The organism is Pseudoxanthobacter sp. (assembly GCF_036822375.1).
Classification (GTDB): Bacteria; Pseudomonadota; Alphaproteobacteria; order Rhizobiales; family Segnochrobactraceae; genus Pseudoxanthobacter.
Genome location: NZ_DAISHT010000002.1, coordinates 83,953 through 89,075, shown reverse-complemented (window position 1 = coordinate 89,075; position 5,123 = coordinate 83,953). Strand labels below are relative to the sequence as shown.

Here is a 5,123-nt window from a genome sequence, read left to right as displayed (position 1 = left end):
TGTTCGAGGGCGCGCGCGACAAGCTGCGCGATTTCATCGGCGCCGGTTCGTCGAAAGAAATCGCGTTCGTGCGGGGCACCACCGAGGCCATCAACCTCGTGGCACAGACCTACGGCCGGCAGAACATCGGTCGCGGCGACGAGATCGTCATCTCGCATATCGAGCATCACGCCAACATCGTGCCCTGGCAGCTCCTGTCGCAGGAGACGGGCGCGGTGCTGAAGGTGGCGCCCGTCAACGAGCGGGGCGAGCTCATTCTGGAGAAATTCGCCGCCCTGCTGACGCCGCGCACGAAGATCGTCTCGGTCACCCATGTGGCCAACGCGCTCGGCACGATCAACCCGATCGAGCAGATCATTCCGCTGGCGCATGCCCACGGCATTCCGGTGCTGGTGGACGCCGCCCAGTCCTCGCCGCACATTCCGCTGAACGTGCAGGCGCTCGATGCCGATTTTCTCGTGTTGTCGGGTCACAAGATCTTCGGCCCCACGGGGATCGGCATTCTCTGGGGCAAGGCGGCGCTTCTGGAAAAGCTGCCTCCCTGGCAGGGCGGCGGCCACATGATCCGGGATGTCACCTTCGAGCGGACCACCTTCAACGACATTCCGGAGAAGTTCGAGGCCGGAACGCCGGATATCGCCGGCGCCGTCGGTCTGGGGGCTGCGGTCGATTACCTGCGCCGGATCGGCCTGCCCGCGATTGCCGCCTACGAGCACGAACTGCTCGTCTATGCCACCGAGGCGCTTCAGGAGGTTCGCGACCTCCGCCTCATCGGTACGGCGCGCAACAAGGCCAGCGTGCTGTCGTTCGTGATTGCCGGCACCGATCCCGATGACGTGTCCCGGCATCTGGACCGCTACGGCATCGCGACCCGCTCCGGGCATCACTGCGCGCAGCCGGCGCTGCGCCGCTTCGGGGTGGAAAAAACCGTTCGGGCCTCTCTCGCGCTCTATAACACGCGCGAGGACATCGACACCTTCGTGGCTGCCCTCCACCGGCTGCCGCGCAGCTGAGACGGGGCCCGGTGCCGGGCAAAAGGCCTGGCACCGGGCAGCCTGCCGTTGGCGTGCGTGATGCGCTCCCCGCCGTCAGCCGCGGCGACCCGGAAGCCGGTCCCGCCGGCAACGGCGGGACCGCTCTGTCAGGCCGGTTTTTTGTCAGCCGGGCTGGCTGTCATTGCCGGCTTCAGGCCGGCGTTGTCTGTCTGGCAGACGCGCTGCCGGCCGCGGGCTGGCGGAAGGCGTGGGCCGGGTGGCGGTCGGGCAGGCGATCGCCCCCGCCGAACAGGCTGTCCCGGAAGGATCCGCTGCCATAGGCGGTCTTGTAGAGGCCGCGATCCTGAAGCTCCGGAATGACGATATCGATGAAATCGGAGAAGCTCTCCGGCACCACGATGCGGCTCAGGTTGAAGCCGTCGATCTCGCCGTCCCCGATCCAGCTCTGCAGTTCATCGGCGATTGTCGTCGCATCGCCGGTGAGCACGCTGTAGCGCCCGCCGAGCGCGAGCTCTTCCAGCAGATCGCGCTTCGTCAGCCCGCGCCGCGCCGCCGCGGCGGTGGCCGAGCGGATGGCATTGCCGGGCGCATAGGGGATCGGATCGTCGGGCCCGAAGCGGGCGAAATCGATGCCGGTCGAGGCCGAAAAATGCGCCAGCCCCGCTTCCGGGCTGGCAAAGCGCAGGTACTCGGCCTTCTTTTCTTCCGCCTCGGCGGTGGTGCGGCCGGGAATGACGGCGATGCCGACGAAGATCTTCACGTCGTCGGCCTGCCGGCCGGCCCTGACCGCTTCGGCGCGGATGGCGCGGGCCGCGGTGCGGGCCGTCTCCTTGTCGCGGGCCGAAATGAAGACGCATTCGGCGTGGCGGCCGGCGAATGCCTGCCCGCGCGGCGAGGTGCCGGCCTGAAACAGCACCGGCGTGCGCTGGCGGGACGGTTCGCAGAGGTGATAGCCCTCCACATCGAAGAAGCGGCCGTGATGGGCGACAGGATGGATGCGGGCCGGATCGCTGAACACCCGTGCCGCCCGGTCGCGCCGCGCTGCACCGTCCTCCCAGCTGCCTTCCCAGAGTTTGTAGAGAACCGTCAGATATTCGTCCGCATAGTCGTAGCGCTGGTCGTGGTCGGGCAGCCCGCCGCTGCCCTGTCCGCGGTGGGCGCTTTCCAGATAGCCGGTCACGATATTCCAGCCGATGCGGCCGCGGGTCAGGTGATCGAGGGTGGAGATGCGGCGGGCGAAGGTATAGGGCGCTTCGTTATGGACATTGACGGTGATGCCGAAGCCGAGATGCTGCGTGGCGGCGGCCATGGCCGAGACCAGCAGGATCGGATCGTTGACCGGTAACTGAACGGCTTCCCGCGCTGTGACGTCGATGCCGCCGCCGTAAACGTCGTAGACACCGATGATGTCGGCGATGAACAGGCCGTCGAACAGGCCGCGTTCCAGCAGCTTTGCCAGATCGGTCCAGTAGGCGAGGGTGTTGTAGTCCGGCGAACGGTCGCGCGGGTGGGTCCAGAAACCGTGGTTGATGTGGCCCACGCAGTTCATGTTGAAGGCGTTGAGCAGAATCTGCTTCTTTGCGGCCATCGTCAGAGTGCTCCGTGCCGCGGCGGGCGCTGGCCGTTGAGGTGGTAGGCGCCGATCCAGTGATATTTCCAGCGCACCGGGTCGTGCAGCGTGTGGGTGCGCACGTTGCGCCAGTAGCGGTCCAGATCGTCGCTGCGGTCTGTGGCAGAGGTGCCGCCGAGTTCCAGCAGCTTGCCGGCGGCCAGAAGGCCGGCCCGGTGGCTGGCGGCCCGGGCTTCGGCGACAGCGACGGAGGCGGCGGCCACCGTGTCGGCATCCGGCCGCGTCTGCGCGATGTCGACGAAGCGGCCGGCGCGCTCCAGCAACGCATCGGCAGCGGCCAGACGAACCCGCACATTGCCGATGGCCTGCAGCGTCAGCGGATCGTCGCCGGCGCGCGCGACGCCGGAATCGATCCACGGCCGGGCGCGGCTGCGCACGAACGGCAGCGTTGCCGCCAGCGCCCCCTGTCCGATGCCAAGGTCGATGCCCGCATGAATGATCTGCGCGAACGGCCCGATGGCGGTCGGCCGGTCGAGCGAGGCCTGAAACGGCACGACCCATTCCGGTTCCACCGCAACGCGGTCGAACACCACCGAGCCGGACCCGGTCGTCCGCTGCCCGAAACCGTCCCAGTCGTCGACCAGCGTCACGCCCGGCGCATCGCGTGGAACGAACACGAGGTAGGCGACCTCGCGCCCGTCCTCCTGCGCATTGACCATGGTGGGAATGGTGTGGGCGAACAGCGAGCCCGTGCAGTAGAACTTGCGGCCCTCGACAAACCAGCCGGCCGGATCGCGCACGAGGCGGGTTGTGCGGGTGTAGTCGCGGCGGCCGGTTTCGGCCAGCGCGTTGCCAAGGCGCTCGCCGGCCAGCACACGGGCATAAATCGCCTGCTTCTGCTGTTCCGTGCCGCCATTGCGCAGAACTTCCAGCGAATAGAAATGGTTCTGGGGGATCTGGCCGAGCGAGCCGTCCGCTGCCGCCACGATGGCGGTGACCTGAGCCACGGTTGCCGCGCCGACGCCGGTGCCGCCATATTCCTTCGGCACGGTGATCGCCCAGAGCCCGGTGCGGGTGAAGCGTTCGATCTCGTCGAACGGCAGCCGGCGGTTCAGGTCGCGCTCGGCCGCGCCCGCCTCAAGGCTGGCGGCGAAGGTGCGTGCGGCGGCGATGGCGGCTGCGTCGTCGGCCAGCACCGGCACCGGCCGGGGCGGCTGCGGCTGATGCGTGAAAGCAGTTTCATGGGGTAAAAGCTGGCTCATGACCGGCCTCAGTTCCATTGATGCCGGGCCGGCAGTGTGCCGTTCAGCGTGTAGTTGCCAAGGAGGTGATATTTCCAGCGCACCGGGTCGTGCAGGGTATGCACGCGCGCGTCGCGCCAGAAACGGCCGAGATTGACGTCTTCGCGGGTGGCGGCCGAGCCGGCCAGTTCCAGCAGCCGCTCGCCCGCCTCCAGCGCGATTTCCGTCGTCAGGATCTTCGCTTCGGCGACCGCCACCGATGCTTCGGCCGAACTCCCGGCTGTGACGGGTGCTGCCTGAACCCGGTCCAGCGTGCGGCCGGCGCGGGCGAGCACTTCCCCGGCTGCATGCAGGTCGATCTGGAGCTGTCCGACCTCGCCGATGATGTAGGGATCGTCGGTCGCCCGCTCCACGGTGAAGGGCCAGGCCCGGGTGCGGGTGCGCACAAAGGCCAGCGCGGCTTCCACCGCACCGCGTGCGATGCCGAGGTCGATAGCCGCCTGAACGAGTTGCGAGACCGGCCCGAACAGGCCCGGCTTTCCGGCAAGGCCGGCCAGCGGGATCAGCAGATCGTCCTCAATCGGGGCGTTGTCGAACAGCACCGTGCCGCTTGCGGTGGTGCGCTGGCCGAAGCCCTGCCAGTCGTCCACTACCTGCACGCCGGCGCTGTCGCGTCGCACCCACGCCAGCACCGGCTCACCGTTTTCGCCGGTCGCGCGGGTGGGGATCAGATGGGCAAAAATCGCCCCCGTCGAATAGAAGCGCGGGCCGCTCAGCGTCCGGCCCCGCGGGCCGGCGGTAAGGCGCGTTTCGACCTGGGTGATCGCCTTGCCGTTGCGCGCCGGGCCGGCATTGCCAAGCCGCCAGCCGTTCAGAACCGCTTCATAGATGCGCGCCTTCTGCGCCGGGCTTGCGGCCTCGCGCACCAGCGCCAGCACGCCGAACTGGTTCTGCGGAACCTGCGCGGCAGAGGCGTCGGCCGCCGCGAGAATGGCAAACACCTCCGCGAGCGTGGTGTGGGAGACCGCGGCGCCGCCATGGTCGCGCGGCACGGTGATGCCGCCGAGGCCGCTGGCGGTGAAGGCCTCGATTTCATCCCACGGCAGCCGGCGTTCGCGGTCGCGCAGGGCTGCCCCGGCGGCAAACCGCGGGGCCAGCGCGTGTGCGGCTTCGATGGCCTCGGCATCGGAGCGGATCAGATGCGGCCGGACGGGCGGTGCCGGCAGCCGGTCTTCGCGGCCATCGGGGCGGCGTGGTGAAAAGGGAAGGGTCATGGGTCAGGGTGCCTTGAGCAGAAAGCGGGCCGCGGCCGGGCCG

The 5,123-nt window shown here is 68.7% G+C and carries 4 protein-coding genes; 1 reads left to right on the top strand and 3 read right to left on the bottom strand.

Annotated elements, in window-relative coordinates; translation table 11 throughout:
- The coding region (locus V7067_RS00845) for a cysteine desulfurase (RefSeq protein WP_334173971.1) at positions 1–1,013 on the top strand (1,013 nt) is incomplete at its 5' end.
- A 172-nt stretch (positions 1,014–1,185) separates the two neighbouring features.
- Here V7067_RS00845 and V7067_RS00840 read toward each other — a convergent pair.
- From V7067_RS00840 to V7067_RS00830, 3 genes are read right to left on the bottom strand one after another with little or no spacing between them, the layout of a single operon-like run.
- On the bottom strand, positions 1,186–2,583 hold the full coding sequence (locus V7067_RS00840; RefSeq protein ID WP_334173970.1) for an LLM class flavin-dependent oxidoreductase: 1,398 nt from the start codon (positions 2,581–2,583) through the stop codon (positions 1,186–1,188).
- A gap of 2 nt (positions 2,584–2,585) precedes the next feature.
- Entirely contained in the window at positions 2,586–3,827 is a 1,242-nt protein-coding gene (locus V7067_RS00835; protein ID WP_334173969.1) for an SfnB family sulfur acquisition oxidoreductase, read from the bottom strand.
- Positions 3,828–3,835: 8 nt separating this feature from the next.
- Positions 3,836–5,080 carry an SfnB family sulfur acquisition oxidoreductase gene (locus V7067_RS00830; RefSeq protein WP_334173968.1) on the bottom strand — a complete coding sequence of 415 codons (1,245 nt, stop codon included), beginning with the start codon at positions 5,078–5,080 and terminating at the stop codon, positions 3,836–3,838.
- Positions 5,081–5,123: the final 43 nt, after the last annotated feature.